16 protein-coding genes are annotated in these 16,582 nt (G+C 55.1%); all 16 read left to right on the forward strand.

The genetic code is table 11. The annotated features are described in order from the left end of the window. Positions 1-45 precede the first annotated feature (45 nt). A complete protein-coding gene (locus BPRO_RS26190) occupies positions 46-534 on the forward strand; it encodes a hypothetical protein (protein WP_041390501.1) in 489 nt (162 codons plus the stop codon). A 180-nt stretch (positions 535-714) separates the two neighbouring features. Further along, complete coding sequence (locus BPRO_RS26195; protein WP_011486075.1) at positions 715-1,446, forward strand: type IV secretion system protein; 732 nt, start codon at positions 715-717, stop codon at positions 1,444-1,446. Continuing rightward, positions 1,446-2,318, forward strand: coding sequence for a TrbG/VirB9 family P-type conjugative transfer protein (locus BPRO_RS26200; protein ID WP_011486076.1), 873 nt, complete (start codon positions 1,446-1,448; stop codon positions 2,316-2,318). Before BPRO_RS26195 ends, BPRO_RS26200 begins: the two co-directional genes overlap by 1 nt. After that, positions 2,315-3,766, forward strand: coding sequence for a TrbI/VirB10 family protein (locus BPRO_RS28245; protein ID WP_011486077.1), 1,452 nt, complete (start codon positions 2,315-2,317; stop codon positions 3,764-3,766). The genes BPRO_RS26200 and BPRO_RS28245 overlap by 4 nt, the downstream gene beginning before the upstream one ends. Beyond that, the gene (locus BPRO_RS26210; protein ID WP_011486078.1) at positions 3,763-5,076 is read left to right on the forward strand and encodes a TcpQ domain-containing protein; all 1,314 of its coding nucleotides are present in this window, start codon (positions 3,763-3,765) and stop codon (positions 5,074-5,076) included. The genes BPRO_RS28245 and BPRO_RS26210 overlap by 4 nt, the downstream gene beginning before the upstream one ends. 11 nt (positions 5,077-5,087) lie before the next feature. Beyond that, positions 5,088-5,489: a TcpQ domain-containing protein gene (locus BPRO_RS26215; protein ID WP_011486079.1), complete on the forward strand. Its 402-nt coding sequence runs from the start codon at positions 5,088-5,090 to the stop codon at positions 5,487-5,489. Positions 5,490-5,491: 2 nt separating this feature from the next. Further along, a complete protein-coding gene (locus tag BPRO_RS29070; RefSeq protein WP_157046032.1) occupies positions 5,492-7,186 on the forward strand; it encodes a PilN family type IVB pilus formation outer membrane protein in 1,695 nt (564 codons plus the stop codon). Positions 7,187-7,207: 21 nt separating this feature from the next. After that, positions 7,208-8,500 (forward strand): type 4b pilus protein PilO2, encoded by a 1,293-nt coding sequence (pilO2, locus tag BPRO_RS26225; RefSeq protein ID WP_011486081.1) that lies wholly within the window; start codon positions 7,208-7,210, stop codon positions 8,498-8,500. A gap of 127 nt (positions 8,501-8,627) precedes the next feature. Beyond that, entirely contained in the window at positions 8,628-9,104 is a 477-nt protein-coding gene (pilP, locus tag BPRO_RS26230; protein ID WP_232291598.1) for a type IV pilus biogenesis protein PilP, read from the forward strand. A gap of 16 nt (positions 9,105-9,120) precedes the next feature. Beyond that, positions 9,121-10,677, forward strand: a complete 1,557-nt coding sequence (locus BPRO_RS26235; protein ID WP_011486083.1) for a GspE/PulE family protein — start codon at positions 9,121-9,123, stop codon at positions 10,675-10,677. Continuing rightward, entirely contained in the window at positions 10,667-11,740 is a 1,074-nt protein-coding gene (locus tag BPRO_RS26240; RefSeq protein WP_011486084.1) for a type II secretion system F family protein, read from the forward strand. The genes BPRO_RS26235 and BPRO_RS26240 overlap by 11 nt, the downstream gene beginning before the upstream one ends. Before the next feature lie 47 nt (positions 11,741-11,787). Continuing rightward, the gene (locus tag BPRO_RS26245; RefSeq protein WP_232291599.1) at positions 11,788-12,315 is read left to right on the forward strand and encodes a type 4 pilus major pilin; all 528 of its coding nucleotides are present in this window, start codon (positions 11,788-11,790) and stop codon (positions 12,313-12,315) included. 8 nt (positions 12,316-12,323) lie between these two features. Continuing rightward, positions 12,324-13,280, forward strand: coding sequence for an ATPase, T2SS/T4P/T4SS family (locus BPRO_RS26250; protein WP_011486086.1), 957 nt, complete (start codon positions 12,324-12,326; stop codon positions 13,278-13,280). Between the two features lie 2 nt (positions 13,281-13,282). Further along, positions 13,283-13,729, forward strand: a complete 447-nt coding sequence (gene pilM / locus BPRO_RS26255; protein ID WP_011486087.1) for a type IV pilus biogenesis protein PilM — start codon at positions 13,283-13,285, stop codon at positions 13,727-13,729. A 2-nt stretch (positions 13,730-13,731) separates the two neighbouring features. Then, complete coding sequence (locus BPRO_RS26260; protein ID WP_011486088.1) at positions 13,732-14,838, forward strand: type IV pilus twitching motility protein PilT; 1,107 nt, start codon at positions 13,732-13,734, stop codon at positions 14,836-14,838. 3 nt (positions 14,839-14,841) lie between these two features. Beyond that, the gene (gene pilV, locus BPRO_RS26265) at positions 14,842-16,485 is read left to right on the forward strand and encodes a shufflon system plasmid conjugative transfer pilus tip adhesin PilV (RefSeq protein ID WP_011486089.1); all 1,644 of its coding nucleotides are present in this window, start codon (positions 14,842-14,844) and stop codon (positions 16,483-16,485) included. The last annotated feature ends 97 nt before the right edge of the window (positions 16,486-16,582 follow it).

The following is a 16,582-nucleotide window of genomic DNA, read 5'->3' on the forward strand; positions in this document are numbered from 1 at the left end:
TGCCTGCCCTCGACTCATACCCCTTCAATATTGGAATTCTGATCAATGACGTCAACCGCAACTGACCCCAAAACCCCTCCAACTGCTCAGAACTCAGAGGTCTTGGCCCTGTTGAATCAGATCCTTGCCTTGCCTGATCAACAGCGACTGGCGCTTGGGACTGCATGGGCGGCCATGGATCCATCGTTGGGACTGGATCCACTTCAAGGTGGTGGCGGTGAGGCTCAGGACGGCATTGTTGATTCCAATGCGGTTGCGAAGCTCAATTCGTGGATGGCGGAGCAACAGCCATTGCCTCCGAAAGAGCGGATCGGGAAGCTCCAAGCAGCTCTGGACCAGGAGAATGAAGAGTGGGCTAGGGCGCTCCTGAACGCCGAAATCGCCAAGCTCAAGAATGCCCAGCCATGGCTTGCTACAGAGATCGCCGTCATGAAGTATTCCTATGAGCACCCCTACCTGATGACGATTGCCTTGGTTGGATTGGGTATGGGTCTCTATCGGTTTGGCAAGTCACTTTTGAGAGTGATTTTTTAGCTCCAGCTACGCCCGTACCAATAAAGCCCGCATTAGCGGGTTTTTTTTTGCCTCCGTACCACAGCCGCAAATGGTCCTGTTGGCAAAACACAGGAGCAATGCACTGTTTCATGTGTGTTGGGCGGGGAAAAAAAGCGGACCGCAGACCTACGATTAGCGCACTACTGCAGGGAAAGTCGCATGGGATTATTTTCAGGTAAATCAAAAAATCAGCCGGCGAGCATCGTGGGTGATGACATCCGCCGCCTGCCCAATACACCGACTTCCGCCTATGAGGACGGTGCCAACAAATTCGCTGAGATTTACGGGTCAGCCATGGTTAACTCGGGCAGGCTCTTTGCAATTACGGTAGTCGCATTGTTGCTTGCCATCACTGCGGTAGGAGCCGTCATGGTGTTGACACCTCTCAAAGAGGTCACTCCTTATGTGATTGAGGTGAATTCGGGCTCTGGCCTGGTCAACAAGCCCATTGAGGTCCAGAAGATCACTCCCAACATTGCGGTTGTCAAGGCCGAACTGGCACGTTGGGCAGATGCGGTCTACACGATTGACCCACTGCGCACCAATGACCTGTTCAAGTACGCAAACGTGCGGTCGCGGGGTAAAGCAATTGCCCAGTTCTCCGAGTTCCGGGCACGTGAGCAAGTATTCGCCCGGCTGCAACGTGAGGCTGGCCTTGTCCGTGAGGTGCAGGTCTCTTCCGTTGATGCCAGCCAGACCGGAGTGGCATTCATTTTCCTGAAAACACTTGAACGCACCGGCAACCAAAGTGCAGAGGACAGCAAGGTCAAGCGTTACCGCCTGACTCTCCACTATCAACTTGACTCACCGCGTGAAGAGGCAGCCCTGCTGGCCAACCCGCTTGGTTTGTATGTGAACTTCTTCAATGAAGCCGAAGAAAGGGCCAACTGATGATCATTCGGCATTTGGCGCTAGTAGCCGCTGTTTCGCTAACTGGTTTTGTGGGTCTATCCCATGCGGAACTGATCGCAACCCCTCTGACAGGCGATACGCGCCTGGTGCAGTTTACCTACGACGAAGACAACACCTTTCTGGTGCTTGCTAAGCCAAAGGCCGTGACCCATCTGCAGTTTGCTACAGATGAAATGCTGCAGTCAGTTGCTTCGGGTGATACCGCGCAATGGGAACTCACCCCCACGAAGAACCGGAAAAACCTGTTCATCAAGCCAAAATTCGAAGGCATCGAGACTTCGATGACGGTGATCACTGACAAGCGCACCTATCAGTTTGTGCTGCGCTCAACGGCGGACGGCAAGAAGTGGTACCAGCGGGTGTCCTGGATGTACTCATCCAGTCTGGTACTGGAACAAGATGCCTTGCTGGATGCACAAGCGAACGTGCCCATGTCTGGTGGATTGCCTGAACCAGTCCAAAGCAGCGGCATTCGCCCACTCCAGCCAACATTCAACCTTCCCCCCCTGAATTCTGCCGGCGGATCTTCCACCACGTTGAAGCCTGACTCTTTGCGCTTCAATTACAAGGTCGATGGTGACGCTGCATTCAAACCCACACAGGTCTTTGACGACGGCAAGTTCACCTACCTGCGCATGCCACAGGATGTGCAGGAGCTGCCAGCTCTCTTCGCTGTGATTGAGGGGCAAGAATATTCCCTGGTGAACTACACGGTCGATGGCAGCTACATGGTTGCACAACGTCTGCTCGAAAACGCCGTTCTCAAGCTGGGCAAGAGTGAAGTGCAGGTTACCAAGGTCAAGCCTGCTGGTGGCTTTATGGGCTTCATGGGTGGGGACAGCGCCAAATGAGCATTTCGGACAAGTCAATTATTGACCCGGAGCCGAACAATCCTGGTATTCCCATCAAGAAATCGACTTTGGGTGTAATCGCTGCATTGGTCGTGGCTGTTGCGTTCGTCAGCGCGTTGCTGCTCGACGCGGGAGCGCCTGCACCGACATCGGTAGCCCACGCAGAATCGAAGTCGACTGATCCTACCCAGGACTCCGGTTCGAAAGCTACCATTGACGAGGAGCTGAAGAAGGCCAAGCAAGCTGCTGATGAGGAAGATCGCAAAAAGGGTCTAGTGAAGCCTTCTCAAACTGCACAGACAGTTGCACAAGGGCCTCAACAGACGGGTGTTCAGCCGTTAGTTACAGCCGCCGGCGCGCAGCATAACTCGCAAAGTCCTCTGCCTCCTGGAGTTCGTCGCGACAACCAGGATGGAGCGTTCTACGACAAGGCCCTGTCTAAGGGGACCCCCACTGCGGGAACCCATGGCGGCGCCGTGACCGGCAACGGCCGCGGTGGGGAAGACTTTGAGATTGAGGCTCAAGTTCGTGGTGCAAAAGCACTTGCCTTTGATGAGTCGCAGGCATCTTCAGCGATTGCCCAGGGCGCTCAAGGGTCAATAGTGCAGACGGGCCTACCGGCGTCAGGAGTAAATGTAGCCCAGCGATCGCTCGCCGCATTGCCAGATCTGGTCTCCGCAGGAATAACCCAGGCCCCAAGCGCAACGGTTCAAACCTCCATGGACCGTATGCTTGGAAACCTGCGCGGTGCTCAAGGTGGTATTTCAGCCCGGGCCCAAGGCGGCGGTAGTGGAAATGCAGCGTGGGTAAATGACTATGCATCCGGAACTGGTCAACGTAGCTCGGAAACGATCAAGTCCTACCCTACCAGCTCGGCTTACACACTCCATCAAGGCAAGGTCATTCCAGCTGTACTTGGGCGGCAGATCAACTCGGATTTGCCGGGTGAGATTACGGCCTATGTGGTGACCAACGTCTATGACAGCCTTGGTAATGGAGCCCTGCTGATTCCCAAGGGTTCAGTACTGGCTGGTCGCTACAACTCCGAAGTAAAGCCAGGCCAGGAGCGTGTCCTGTTTGCGTTCAACCGCTTGATCATGCCGAATGGGCAGAGTTTTGACTTGCCAGGTGCTCAGGGCTCTGATCTTGCTGGAGCTTCGGGTATCTCCGGCGATGTCAACAACCATTTTTTCAAGATGTTCAGTGCGAGCTTCTTTACGGCGTGGTTGGCCGATCGCGTCACGCCACAGACAACGACCAGCGGTGTGGGTGGATCGACTACCTCAGTGTCACCGGCGGGGCAGGTCCTTGTCGACGTGAGCAAAGCCATCCTCGACAGGAACCGCACAATCCCGCCGACCATCACTGTCGATCAGGGTACGCGCATCAATGTGGAAGTCAAAAAAGACATGGAATTCTCAGGTCCGTATAGCTGGAGCAAGAAATGAAAATCGGGAAATTGGCGGCCCTCAGTGGGCTATGCGCTCTGGTTCTGGGTGTGACTCCGTCTGTCATTGGATCCGCTGCCCAGCGAGTTGGCCAGTATGACTTCACGTACTTCACCAGTGGCGAGCAGCGCGCAACACCAGTGCAAGTCTTTGATGATGGCAAGAGCACGTATTTCCAGTTCCGTGCTGGTGAGGCAATTCCCGCCATCTTCAATAACAAGGATGGAAAAGTAAGCCTGCTGGTTCCCTATTTCGAAGGCCCTTACATCAGGGTCCAGGAAACTTCTGGACGATTCACCCTGCAGCTCGGGCGAGCTCAAGCCCAAGTTGTTTATGGTGGTGCTGGCCGAGACGATGCCCCCGCAATCGAAGCTGTAAACAAGAACGGGTTGCGCACGGCGTACACAGGTGGCGGCTATCCCGCGAATGCAAATGTGAAATTGATCGCTTCGCTGGGTCCGACGCTTTCGTTCATGTCAAATGATGCGCTCGAAGCAAATTCCTACGCTACCCCCGCAAAAGGGGATCGGGTCACCTGGAAGGAAAGCGAAACCGAAGTTTCGGAACGTCAGGTGTACTTTGCTACCGGCACTGCTGCGTTGGGCCCGCAAGCAAAGCGAGCCTTGAGCAACATGAGTGCTCAGGTCAAGGGAGCGACCTCCATCACGATTGTTGGTCGTGATGATTCAAGCGAGAAAGAAGGTCTGGAAAAAGCTCGTGCAGAGAACCTACGTGACGCATTGGTCAAGATGGGCATCAGCGGCGAGCGCATTACCGTGAAGCTCGGTGTGATGGGCACGCCAAAGGATAAGTTGTGGCCCAGTGACATCCGCATCGAGCGTGTTGTGCCTACAGCGATCGCACGGCCAACAGAGGCGCAGACCGACAAATCTGCTCACGTTCAAGTCAATGTTGAAAACCTGGTTCGTGCCGGCGTCCTGACTCGTGAGCAAGGCCTCGCAATCTTGCGCAAAGGGGCCGATGCGCGATCCGACGTCGCTGTGGCGCCGGCAGCCGCACCTCAGGCACCTGTCAGCCTGGAAGTACCGCCATCGGGCTTCGATTTCAAGGCGGGCGACAAGACCATCGCTGGAACCATTCGTCGCTGGGCTGGCGCCACCAATTTCCAGGTGGTGTGGGACGCAGCGCCTTCCGTGGACGCTCCTGTTACTGGGGACGCTGTGATCGCGGCCGCTTCAATGAAAGAAGCCCTGGACAAGGTTGTGACAGCGCTGCAGCGCAAGGGGTACGACATTCAAGCAACTGTGTATAGCAATCGAGTGGTACGTTTTACCGGGGGTACAAAGTGAAGAAGCAATCAATGAATCTTTCGCTCATCGCAGCGGGCATGTGCCTGGCGCTGTCCGCAACTGCGCAGCAAGGGGTCAAGACTGTTGATGCCCCCTACGTGCCAGCTGCATCAGGAACGGCAGCCATACCAGTCAAGAGTGCGCAGGCAGTTGACGACGTGATTGGGGCAAACCCCTTTACATCGCTCACGGCTGACAAAGCAATCTCCACCCAGTTGCAGCAGCTGGCCAAGGAAAGCGGATGGCAGCTCATCTGGGAGGCTACGGACTTCAATGTGGAGCAGAAGGTCACGGTCAGCAGCGATTTCGTGAAGGCGATAACGACCGTCATTGAATCCGCGAACCTCAGCGGGTCACGCCTCAAGGCTACTTTCTACAAGGGCAACAAGACCGTCAGGGTCATGGAGTTTTGATCATGAAATACACCCCAATTACTCTGGCTGTGGCCGCTTCGTTGTTGGCCGGCTGCGCCACAGGGCCAGCTGACAACGCCGCCATCAAAATCAAAGTTGAGGCAACAAGAGCCGAAGCACAGCGGCTCATTTCCTCTCGCGAGACACCGGTGGAAGCAAGTCCCGTGAGCTATACAGATCAGAGCTGGGTACCCCTGCGCAAGCTAGATAAGTCTGAGCAGGATACTGCGAATGCCAATGCCAAGGCAGACACTGTGCAAGTCGAGATCAACCAGCGCTTCGGCAGTTTGAATGAAGTGGCTGGTGCGGTCTCGTCATTGACCGGTCTGCCGGTCTTCGTCAGCGCAGATATTCGAGCACTATCCGCGTCTGGGTCGGCCTCTGCCTCCCCTATGCCGGGTGCGCCATCGCCAGGTATCCCAAGCATCCCAGGCGGCCCGTTGCCACCGACGGGGTACTCGTCAGCCCTTGGAGCCGGCTCCTCTGCGCCCACGGGGCCCATCACCGTCGGCTCTCCCTTTGCCGCGAATTACTCTGGGAGTTTGTCGGGATTCATGAACATGGTGTCGGCTTATTACGGTGTGTTCTGGAAAACGGAAGCCTCTGGCCTGCGGTTTTTCCAAATGGATTCGAAGACTTTTCGAATCGCCGCTCTGCCGGGCGACACACGCTTGTCAAGCACGGTCGAGGCGTCATCAAATTCGTCGGGCGGAGGCGCTGCTGGCCCAGGCGGCGCCGGTGGTGGGGGAGATTCAGGTAAATCAGGAAGTTCGGCAAATTCAACTGGAGTGGCCTTCACAGGCTTATCGGTCTGGGCTTCGCTTGAAAACGGCATCAAGCAGATGCTGAGTGCGGGAGGCCGTGTTTACGCTTCGCCAGCAACAGGAACAATTACGGTTACCGACACCCCCAACGTCTTGGGACTGGTTTCGGATTTCGTCAAAACTCAGAATCAAGCGCTGAACAGGCAAGTTTCCGTGAACGTTCGAGTGCTCTCGGTTGCGCTTGACGACTCGGATGACTACGGCATTAATTGGGATGCTGTCTACAAGAATCTTGCCACGGCATCCAATGCGTACTCTATCGCATTGAAAACGGCCTTCCCCATTGCCAACGGTGCTGGCAACCTGGTGATTTCTGCCCCGGCCACCTCTGGATCGCGCTGGGCTGGATCGAGCGCAATGATTTCAGCATTGTCCAGTCAAGGGCGTGTAACTGAACTTACTTCATCCACGCTTGTAACACTGAACAATCAACCTTCCCCGGTCAACGTCGGCCGGCGAGTTTCATATCTGCAATCAAGCTCGACAACGCAAACTGCCAATGTCGGGTCGACTAGTTCTCTAACGCCGGGAACGATTCAGACAGGGTTTTCGATGACCCTGATTCCACACATTATTGATAGCCGTGAGATTCTTCTCCAGTACTCGATTGACTTGTCTTCTCTTCTTCAATTGACCACGATTTCATCGGGCACCAGTTCCATCCAGGCGCCGGACATCTCAACAAGCAACTTCATCCAACGTGTGAAGCTTCTGTCGGGTGAAACACTCGTTGTTGCAGGTTTTGACCAGGATAACTTGTCTGCGGTGTCCAACGGAGTCGGCGCTGCCGACAACGTCGCGCTAGGAAGCCGCAACGGCTCGAAGAAACGCAACATGATCGTTGTGATGATTCAGCCAAATCTTGCGCAGTGATCCACCCGAACAAGGCTGAGCATGAGAATCATTGAATTCAACCTGGGCAAGAAAAAGCTGGAACTTGTTGCCGGCCTCGTCTGGCACCCCGTTCACGGCGCTGGCGGAGCGCGCGCAAAGGAGATCCGGCATATTGCGGATGAGTCGTCATTCGATTTCAAGGTTCTAAGGGGTTCCGAGTCGCCGCATGTCGGCTTTGCCCGTCGCAGTGATGGCGGCAAATCCGGCCAGATTGCGGCTGCGGCTTTGATCGCCGACATCGTCGGCGTGAACGACGCCCATCGTAATTTTTTGGTCGCTATCGCCATTCCGGATGACAAGGAACAGTACCTACGTGTCATGTCGCATGCCGGCGTCATCCTGGCTGATGGAGACTCGGTCGGGACTCGTGACGAAATTCGGGTTCAAATCACTGAAGACTTCGCATACGGCAATTGGGATGCCATTATTTGCCCAGGTGACTGGAACATCCCGAACTCCCAGGAACGTGGGTTTGAAGACTTCTTCAATGAGGTAACTCTAAAAAAACATCGCCGCTGGGCATTGAGCGATGTCTCCCTTCGCATTACGAAGTACCTTTTCCCGACTTTGCTCATTCTCGGCCTGCTCGTTGGCGGCTTGTATGGTTTTCGTGTCTGGAACTTGAAAAAGATCGCTGCTGCAGAAGCCCTTCGCCTTCAAAACGAGGAGATTATGCGCGGCCAACGACCTACGGCCGCTGCGCCGGTCAAACCGTGGCCAACCTTGCCAGTTCCGGGTGAGTTTGCTGCAGCTTGCCAGGAGGCTATTGCCAAAACCGGATACACCGCGGGCAATTGGAGCCTTAGCTCCATGGAGTGCAGCTCGAATGGATTACAGGTCACTTGGAGCCGCTCTAGCCAATATGCGTGGATCAGCCACCTCAAGCTGACTCGTCCGGAAGCGCAAGTGTCTTCAGATGGGACTACCGCATCTGTGGCGGTTCCGTTCACCGTGGCAGGACCAAAGGACTTTTCGGAGCAACTGCCCAACCAACAAGACGCTGTGCTTCGGTTGATCGATCTTTCTTCGAGGTATGGCGTTTCCGTGAAGATTGACACGCCAGTCGAGCCCGAACCCGCTAGAACGCTTCCCGGCCAGCAGGGAGGAGCGGCCCAGCCCGCTCCGCCGCCGCCGTGGAGCGCACTCCCAATTGAGTTCAAAACTGGCATCGGGCCTTTCGAAGTTGCCTCTCTGATCAATTCACCTGGACTCCGGATCCAGAAAATCACTTACAGCGTTGTATCTGGCGCATTCCAGTATTCACTTTCGGGGGTTCAGTATGTTCAGCGTTAAACGTCTACTCGTTGCATCTCTTTTCTCAGCTTGTGTGTTCACTGCGCAGGCCCAAAACTCGGCGCCCGCATCACCTGCCCAGGCTCAATCAGCTTCTCCTGCAGCGGCCCCGCCAGCAGCAGCTATCTTGTCCTTGCCGTCCTCATCCATAAGCGCCTCCAGTGCTGCAGAAATTCAGCGCATCACCGAGGAAATGACGGTCCTGAATGCGCGCCTGAGCCAGTTGGAACTCAAGACGAAGATCGCGGCAAAGCAAAAGGAGTTATCAACTCTTGACACCGGCTCCTACTCGTCGCCCCTCGGCAGCGCTGCGGGCTCACCTTCGGTCGTCTCTGTTGCAGGGCTCAAGGGCCAGCTTGAAGCTGTCCTGGTGTTTCCCGGCAACCAGGTGCAGCGCGTCAAGACAGGCGATGTCATCGGCGACCGTAGGGTTGCCTCAGTCGCGCTCAATGAGGTGGTGCTCACTGACCTGAAGGGGAAGAACATCCAGCGGCTGGCTTTCGGCTCGAGTGCCGTCACGAGGGAATCCAGTGCCATGGCTGGTACCAATACTTTGCCAGGGCAGCTTGGGCAGTTTCCTCCAGTCCCCCCTATGCAGCGATAACCGACCGGGATTACCTATGTTGACACTTGCTAAATTACCGGCATCAATGGCACCCACTGCCGTAAAGCCTATATCCGCATCGTCAGATCTGAACAAACTGGTCTATTTTGATCGGGAAGACGGTCGGCTTCTGGTGTCGAAGGATCACTTCTTCAACGCGACGGTTCGTAGCTACACCGAGCGCATAAAGGGCGAGTGCGCCAAGAGTGGTCTTCCGCCTCCGGTGGTACAGCAGGTAGCGATGGACGTCATTGCGAAGATGCATCACGACAATTCGCACGCGGATGAGTTCGTCGCGCAAGCAAGCGAGATGCAGAAGGCTGCAAAGACTGTATTTAAAAAGGCCGTGGAGCGCCGGGCATCGGATATTCACATTCGTGTATTCAACAAAGGTGGCACGAAGGTATTTTTCAGGATTCACAACGATTTGCATCTTGTGCAAGAAGACACTGCGACTTGGGGACACCTCATGTGCTCCGCTATTTACACGTCGATGTGCGACGTCGCAGATGCAACATTTGACGTGAACAATCGTCAAGATGCACGTATTTCTGGGCGAGACAAGGTTCCCCCGGGCCTTGACGGAATTCGGGTGGCAACGACACCCCAGGTTGATGGCAATGTCATGGTGCTTCGCCTGCTCTATAACGACACGGACAAGTCAACCGATATTTGCGCTCTGGGATATGAACCAAGCCAAAAGGCCCAGGTTGACTCCATGAAGCGCAGGCCCACGGGGATCAACATTATTTCTGGCCCAACTGGATCGGGCAAGTCCACAACCCTTCAGCGCACACTTCTGTCAATCCACTCGGAATGCAAGGGCTCTAAGCACATCATCACGGTAGAAGACCCGCCTGAATACCCGATGCCAGGTATCGTGCAGACGCCGGTTGCGAATGCTGAAACCGAAGAAGACCGCTCAAATGCGTTCCAGGCCGCCATCAAGGCGACGATGCGGCTTGATCCGAACATCATCATGATTGGCGAGATGCGCGACACGCCCTCAGTACAACTTGCCGTGAGGGCGGCAATGACCGGCCATCAGGTCTGGTCAACCGTACACGCCAACAATGCCTTTGCCATCATTGACCGTATGGTGGACTTAGGGGTGTCGTTGAACATCATGGCGGATCCGTCCATAGTCACCGGAATGATTTGTCAGAGGCTTTTGAAAGTCCTCTGTCCTCATTGCAAGCGGCCGTTGCGAGACGTCATCGATCACTTTTCCCACGAGGACCAGATGCGCGTGATGGGGTCGATCGACATGGCAAATGCCCATGTCGCTGGACTCGGTTGTGAGCATTGTTCTGGGAGTGGTGTTGCTGGGCGCACAGTGGTCGCTGAAGTCGTCGTGCCTGACCAAAAAATCATGGATTTCATTCGCAAGGGCGATCGGCATCTCGCTATCAACTATTGGCGCGGCACCGGTGGCAGCTCAATGCTGGAGCAGGCGATTGTCAAGATCAACAGGGGCATTGTTGACCCGTTTCAGGCTGAGGAGGAGGTTGGACCGCTGAATCTCCTCCCGGAGCCGGCGTTAGCCCAAGAGGGTGCATCAAATGAATCTTGATCAGCTGAACATTGACTTCGCAAGGTTCCAGTTCAAGAACGATGCGAAGACGCGCCAACGCCTGTGGAAAAAGATGTCCAAGCTGCTCGGAGACGGCATACCAATCATTCCGGCCCTGCAGGAGCTTAAGGCCCTGAATAAACCGACGTCACCACTTGCACTTGCGCTGGTTGATTGGATTCGAGGTCTCAACAATGGGCGAAAGATTTCAGATGTAGTCATGCCCTGGGTGTCAACAGAAGAATACATGTTGATCGTAGCGGGTGAACAATCGGGCAAGCTCAGTGAGTCTCTGCTTTCTGTCGTGAGGGTATCTAAGGCCAAATTGGAGATACGGACTGCCGTTGTTAGCGGCATTGCATATCCGGCTTTTCTGGCCCTCCTATCGTTCGGCATTCTTTATCTCTTCGCCTTCAAGATCATCCCTGCGTTTACCAGAGCGGCTAAGTCTGACGCATGGTTTGGCGTGGCCAGGCTCATGATTGACGTGTCAACGTTTGTTCAAAACTGGCTTATCTGGATGGTGGTTTTGCTGGTCGTTTTTACGATCGCCTTTTTCGCCTCCCTTCCTCTTTGGAACTCATCACTCCGCACGAGGCTGGATCGCTATCCGCCATATAGCATTTACCGTGTTATGCAGGGTTCTTCCTGGCTGATCGCACTTTCAGCCCTTGTGCAAGCCGGCACCCGCGTTGAGTCGGCTATTGAGCAGTTAGGGCAGGGTGCCTCGGCCTGGGCTGCAACGAGGTCAGCAGCCGCGCTCAAGGGACTACGTGCAGGTCGTGACCTCGGTGAATCACTACAAAAGTCTGGATACGAATTTCCGGACAGAGAAATTATTTCAGACATTCGCATCTACGCCACCAAGTCGGGATTTGATGAAGCTTTGCGCATCATCGGCAATGACTGGATTAGCGAGTCCGTTGAACGAATCCAGGCCTTGATGAAGATCGTTTTTGGCATCGCATTGATGCTCGTCGGTTCACTTATTGCGTTTGTCGTCTCTGGCCTCATTGCAATGCAACTTCAGCTTACGCAGTTGCTTCAACGCGGCATTCACTAGTTAGTTTTGTTTGTTTTTTTAACCCGGAGGTATCTATGAAAGTGTCTATGAAAACCGTTTCCAAATTTAAATCCCAAGCAGGTCTTACCCTTATAGAGCTGATTGCCTCATTGGCAATTCTGGCTCTCGTCATCGGCGGCGCCCTTGCGCTGTATTCCAGTGCAACCAGCAGCCAGGGTTCGTCCCAAATGACGTCAGAGATCACTGCGATCCGTGCCGCAACGAAGCAGGTCTTCTACGGTCAGGGCGGTTACGGTACGGCCAACTTGAACCAGGTCCTGGTGAGCGCCAATAAAGTGCCGTCGACCATCGCTGTAACCGCTGGTACACCTCCCACACTTACCAATAGCCAGAACGGCGCAGTTTCGGTGGTTGGCGCCACTGCAAACTTCTCCATCACTGCCACCGCCGTGCCCACTGACATCTGCACCAGCGTGCTGTCTGCGACCACTGGTTGGGTCTCCGTCAAGGTCGGTTCTCAGGCGGCCATTACCACGTTCCCTATTGGACCCGCCACCGCTTCGACCCAATGTGCTGCTGCAGCGACGCAGACGATCGTCTTTACTTCCGCCTGATTGTTGCTATGCCTCTCAAAGATCTAGTCTTCACTGACGTCTATCTGGGCACCGAGGGATCGGCATGGTTGTCTGGCGTTCCCAACACCTCTGATCCCATTGCGCCCGGGGAGGAGCATCTTGAAGAGGTCAAATCTTTGCGGCAATCCTGCGAGGAGTATTTCGCGAAGAATCCAGAACGCGAGGACTTTCCGCTCCGTCATTGCGACATAAGCTACCGTGTTTCGGTGATGAGGACGATACAGGAGATGGTGTTTGTCCTCCGCCGGCTCAGCGACAAGATTAAGAAGCTTACGGAACTGGGCATACCTCCGTCCTTTCTTCAATTTATGCTTGAGCCCAATATGAAAGGGCTCTTTATCATCAGCGGCACCTTCGGCCACGGAAAGACAACAACCGCCTCGTCACTCGTCGAGGCAAGGATTTCCCAGTTTGGGGGAGTGGCTGTCACGATCGAAGACCCGCCGGAAATGCCGTTACACGGCCGCCATGGTGAAGGTGTCTGCTTTCAAACGCCGGTGGAGCGGGGCGGGTTTGGATACGCCTGCCGTCAGGCAGCTCGCTGGGCTCCGTCGCTCATCTTCCTTGGCGAGATTCGAGATTCGGAAACCGCTAAGGAGGCCCTTCGGGCGTCCATCAATGGAAAATTGGTGGTGTGTACCGCTCATTCCGACAATCCGGCAATGGCTATCGAACGAGTGTTCGCTCTCGCAAATGGCGAATCCGACGGAAGCACCTCCGACGACGTGCTGTCTATGCTCGCAACCGGCATAACTGCTGTGCTTCACCAACGCCTTGAGAAGGTGGGTTCAAGAATGCAGTTGATGGTCGAGCCTCTCTTTATGACGCCCGAGGACGGTCCAGGAGCCCGCGGGATGATCCGGCAGCGGCGGTTCGAGCAGTTGAAGTCGGTGACGCAACTTCAGAAGAATCGCATGCTCGTATCAGGACAACGCAAGGTCTGACCATGCCGCTTCTTGTCACATCGTTCTTCATGGCAATGATGGCACTTCTGGTCGCACTCCATGTGCCTGCACAGGAGAATCAATACATGTCCGCCAAGGCCAGTGTCGCCGCGACTGACGTGCTTGCCTATCGAGAAGAACTCATTAACTACCTCAACTCCAATACCGGCTTCTCGGGTGCTGTGAGCGACAGCCAGATTACGCCCCTCTGGGGTCATCAGCGTAGGACAAACTGGTCGAACATTGTCTCCAACGGAACCTTGTTTGTCTATGAAGTCACTCCATCCCCGGAGACTTTGCTGCTCGACACGATTTACACAAAAACATCAAAGTCTTTCATGGTCGGACGGAGTTCGTCAGGCACTTTGGTAAGTGCCAATGGCCTGTCGACGGGGATCACGATTCCAGCCTTAGTCCCGAACGGTTCAATTGTCATTGTTGGAAAGTAAACATGGATCAAGATAGTTCTGCACAGTCCGCTGCCGCCACCATCAGAGCACTTCTCACAGTGGTGGATAGTGAGATGCCCTTTAGTGACATTCTCGTGTCCGCTGACGAGCCCGTCATGCTTCGAAATGCCAGTGGTTGGACACCGTTTCCAGACAGCGCCTATAGCAATGATGACATCGAGTTTATTCTGTCGGCAATGGAGCCTGACTGGCAGTCCTTGCTTACTAATACCGGTGGCTTCAGCCGTCCGTACCTGGTTGGCAGTTGGCGCTTGCGGGTGACTGCGTACCTGGCCAACCGCGGCGACAAGAAAATGTTGTCCATACGGCGGACGCCTGTAACCCCCATGCCGCTTGAAAAGACAGGTCTCTCCCCGTCTGTGAAATTGATGGTGGAGAACCCCAAAGGCTTGATATTGCTTTCCGGTCCTACTGGGTCCGGAAAGACGACGACCATGGCTGCGCTCATTGACTACATCAATTCAACCAGAAGCGCGCATGTGGTCACGATCGAAGATCCGATTGAGTATGAATTCGTTCGCAACAAGTCTGTGTTTTCACAGCGCGAGGTTGGGGCCGATACGCCGTCGTTTTTCGAGGGTATGCGTGGCGCGATGCGTCAACGGCCGGATGTGATTGTTATCGGCGAAATTCGTGACCGAGATACTGCGGAAAATGCAATTCTCGCAGGGGAGTCTGGGCATCTCGTGATCGCAACCCTGCATGCCAGTTCTGCCTACGGGGCAGTGCAGAAATTGGTGTCGTTTTTCCCTGGTGAAGAGCTGGCCAGGACTGCCGGCTTAGCGACATCCTTGATGGGTGTGGTTCATCATGCAATCGTCCCGACGGTCGACAAGCTTACCGGTGTGTTGGCCTCCGAGCTCTTGTTCAATCATCATCAAGGGTTTTCGGCAAACCTCACCGATCCCCACAAAGTAAATAGGGAGCTTGAGGATCCGACGGACAAGATTTCCCGTTCCATGGCCGCAAGCCTGGTTGATCTGGTCAGGGCGGCAAAGATCTCAAAATCTGACGCGTTGAGGAGTGTCGCGGGTCAGGGCGCCGTCTGGAAACAAGTGAATGAGCGATTGAACTCTGTAAAGGTGTGACAAATGTCAAAGTTTTACACAAAGAACTCGCAGCGCGGTCTAACTCTCCTTGAGGTCATCGTTAGCCTGGCCATCGTGTCGTCGGCGTCGATTGGCCTGTATGCGGTTGCGGATCAGTTTTCCAACGACACCAAAGTTACAGTGGCTGCAAGTCAGGTCCGAGCCTTCGGCGATGCAGCGCGCGCCTACATCAAGGACAACTATGCGTCTATCCAGGCCGTAGCAACGCCAACGACACCCGCGCTGATTGACGTTCCTACTCTCATCGCAGCAGGAAACCTGACTACGGGATTTTTGTCGACGAATGCATATGGGCAAAGCATGTGCGCACTGGTCCTGGAGCCAACCGCCAACCGCTTGCAGGCAATGGTGGTGAGTGAAGGAGGCCAAACCGTAGACGACCTTTCTCTGGGCAGCATGGCCGCTGTGATCGGCGGCAGCGGTGGTGGCACCTACGCGTCTGCTCCCTCTACTATTCGTGGTGCGGTCGGCGGTTGGGCCATTGCTACGGCGACCTTTGATAACCTCGTCAACAATGTGAACCGAAAGTGCGATGGCACGGCCGGCAACGTTCGAGTTGCAGCCGGGCGCCCAGCCATGGCCCTTTGGTTTGAGAATGGTGACACTTCATCAGCGTTCTTGGCTCGCGACCCTATACCTGGTCGCCCGGAGCTTAACCAGATGAACACACCCATCGTGATGAACTCCGTTCAAACAGCAGGTGGCGCTTGCTCCAGCGTCGGAGCCATTGCGCAGGATGGCGCGGGCGGGATTCTGAGTTGCCAGGCCGGGTTGTGGAAGGCCCCCGGCGACGGGAAGTGTGTTTCCACGACTTCGGATCTGAATAACCTGCAAACTGATGGCCGATGCTACAACGGAGTGGCGCTACCCAACTCACCAGCTGGCGGGGACTGGGTTTTCGTGGAGGTCTATCGACATACAAACACCGCTAACTATTACGCTGCACAGAGGGTGGTGGGGATGACCGGTGCTGCGGTTGGGCGGGTTTGGCAGCGAAACCAACAGTCGGCCACGGCTAGTGGCGGTTGGAGTGCCTGGGTGCAGCAAGCCGATCCGAGTATCAATATTGCTAACAACCAAATCCTCGGATCTGGCTCACAGGGTAGTTATGGCGCCACGACGATAGCGGGGCAGAAAAATGGATGGACTGGCGTTGAGTTCCGAGATTCCAGCGGGAATTATCAGATCAACCAGATGACCAATCGCAGCAACATTGGCTACTACGATATCGCGTCTGGACGGTGGCTGAATTATTCGGATGTTCAAGGAAACCAGACGCTCGATCAAACCGCTGACATGGGTTCTGGGCGTCTTAATCCGGGTTGGGCGGTAGAGACTTGGGGGTGCTCGACAGGCCAGATCGCAAAGGCTGCGTATACCATCGCCGATGGCTGGGCTTACAACGGGAAAACCTTATCTTGCGTGAACGGCATTTGGAAAGCCGCCGGCGGTGGCGGCGTCGGAACGATTAATACCGGCGGACAATACAGAAGCCCGTCGGCGGAGCTTTATTTCTACATGTGCGTTGTCGGATTCGGTAACCAACTCCCTGGATATATGGCGTCTTGTCCCGCTGGAACCGGGTCCGTCCTGACTGGCTATTGCACCAATGGCTGTGGTGGCTGAGAATCGCGCTGAACCTGTAAAAGGGGCCGCGTAGCGGCCCTATTTTCTAGTGCAATGCTCAACTACTGATAGTTGTGCCTTGAGCCTCGCGATCGAT

Origin of the sequence: Polaromonas sp. JS666 (genome assembly GCF_000013865.1) — a bacterium.
Taxonomy (GTDB): domain Bacteria; phylum Pseudomonadota; class Gammaproteobacteria; order Burkholderiales; family Burkholderiaceae_C; genus Polaromonas.

Excerpts from the sequence above, each read along its gene's own strand:
- pilO2 (WP_011486081.1), top strand. The coding sequence starts at position 7,208 with ATGAGAATCATTGAATTCAACCTGGGCAAGAAAAAGCTGGAACTTGTT.
- pilM (WP_011486087.1), top strand. The coding sequence starts at position 13,283 with ATGCCGCTTCTTGTCACATCGTTCTTCATGGCAATGATGGCACTTCTG.
- BPRO_RS29070 (WP_157046032.1), top strand. The coding sequence starts at position 5,492 with ATGAAATACACCCCAATTACTCTGGCTGTGGCCGCTTCGTTGTTGGCC.
- BPRO_RS26240 (WP_011486084.1), top strand. The coding sequence starts at position 10,667 with ATGAATCTTGATCAGCTGAACATTGACTTCGCAAGGTTCCAGTTCAAG.
- BPRO_RS26200 (WP_011486076.1), top strand. The coding sequence starts at position 1,446 with ATGATCATTCGGCATTTGGCGCTAGTAGCCGCTGTTTCGCTAACTGGT.
- BPRO_RS26235 (WP_011486083.1), top strand. The coding sequence starts at position 9,121 with ATGTTGACACTTGCTAAATTACCGGCATCAATGGCACCCACTGCCGTA.
- BPRO_RS26215 (WP_011486079.1), top strand. The coding sequence starts at position 5,088 with ATGAATCTTTCGCTCATCGCAGCGGGCATGTGCCTGGCGCTGTCCGCA.
- BPRO_RS26250 (WP_011486086.1), top strand. The coding sequence starts at position 12,324 with ATGCCTCTCAAAGATCTAGTCTTCACTGACGTCTATCTGGGCACCGAG.
- BPRO_RS26260 (WP_011486088.1), top strand. The coding sequence starts at position 13,732 with ATGGATCAAGATAGTTCTGCACAGTCCGCTGCCGCCACCATCAGAGCA.
- BPRO_RS28245 (WP_011486077.1), top strand. The coding sequence starts at position 2,315 with ATGAGCATTTCGGACAAGTCAATTATTGACCCGGAGCCGAACAATCCT.
- BPRO_RS26195 (WP_011486075.1), top strand. The coding sequence starts at position 715 with ATGGGATTATTTTCAGGTAAATCAAAAAATCAGCCGGCGAGCATCGTG.
- pilV (WP_011486089.1), top strand. The coding sequence starts at position 14,842 with ATGTCAAAGTTTTACACAAAGAACTCGCAGCGCGGTCTAACTCTCCTT.
- BPRO_RS26210 (WP_011486078.1), top strand. The coding sequence starts at position 3,763 with ATGAAAATCGGGAAATTGGCGGCCCTCAGTGGGCTATGCGCTCTGGTT.
- BPRO_RS26245 (WP_232291599.1), top strand. The coding sequence starts at position 11,788 with ATGAAAACCGTTTCCAAATTTAAATCCCAAGCAGGTCTTACCCTTATA.
- BPRO_RS26190 (WP_041390501.1), top strand. The coding sequence starts at position 46 with ATGACGTCAACCGCAACTGACCCCAAAACCCCTCCAACTGCTCAGAAC.